This window comes from Micromonospora sp. HM5-17 (genome assembly GCF_003762835.1).
Lineage (GTDB): Bacteria > Actinomycetota > Actinomycetes > Mycobacteriales > Micromonosporaceae > Plantactinospora.
In genome coordinates this window covers 1-457 of sequence record NZ_RJWA01000046.1, presented here as the reverse complement: position 1 = coordinate 457, position 457 = coordinate 1, and the positions used below count along the sequence as shown (strand labels likewise).

The 457-nt window shown below is 71.1% G+C and carries 1 pseudogene; it reads right to left on the bottom strand.

Annotated features, from left to right (window positions below):
* A pseudogene (locus tag EF879_RS26870) lies at nucleotides 1-195 on the bottom strand (hypothetical protein); the annotation flags it as partial.
* Nucleotides 196-457 lie beyond the last annotated feature (262 nt).

Here is a 457-nt window from a genome sequence, read left to right as displayed (position 1 = left end):
GGGGATCAGCGTGTCCGTGGTCGGCTTGGCGGTGGTCTGCTGCACCGCCGCCGCGGTCGGCGTCATGTGGGGTTGCGTGGACTGGGTGCCCGCGATGGGGCCGGCGATCGCGCCACCGGTGAACGCCAGACCGGCCAGGCCCAGCGCACCCTTGCGGATCAGGGTGGACTCGAACAGCGTGGTGAACGTGGTCATTATCGATCACACCTTCCGTTCCGGGGGATGGGACACCGGGGGTGCGGGGGCACGCTGGCGGTGTCCCAGGGAGGGAAAGGAACACGAAAGCTCAGGAACTGGATCGGCGCCGCGGGCACCAGACCGGTCGGCTACCCGGGGTGCCACCTCGGCGCGGTCCAGGTGTAACGACCGGCGGCCCGCCGTCATTCCCGCGGACCGTGTGGTCCCGCGCTCGGCCATGCGGCTGCCGTCGCGGCGCGGACCATGTGTAACGACCGGC